Raw genomic sequence first — 218 nt, forward strand, 5'->3', positions numbered from 1 at the left:
CTCATCACGGCATAAGCACAGACATTAATACAAAACACAGACCCCAACATCAATAGCTTTTCTTCAACCCAGTCACGGCGGTGCTCGTATGATTTGCCAGTAAATTTATCTTCACCACAGAGGAAGGCGCGCCTTACACAGCGGGAGATACAGTGATAATAATTGGTGTCGGTTAAACTGATTTGTTTTTTACGGGCAGTTGCCATCGTTTGGTTTCC

Annotated in this window: 1 pseudogene; it reads right to left on the minus strand. The window is 44.5% G+C overall.

What is annotated here, in order from left to right:
* Window positions 1–206 (minus strand): annotated as a pseudogene (locus tag CKO50_RS23070) (transposase); the annotation flags it as partial.
* Window positions 207–218: the final 12 nt, after the last annotated feature.

The organism is Pseudoalteromonas sp. HM-SA03, assembly GCF_002289345.1.
In the GTDB taxonomy this organism is placed as follows: Bacteria; Pseudomonadota; Gammaproteobacteria; order Enterobacterales; family Alteromonadaceae; genus Pseudoalteromonas.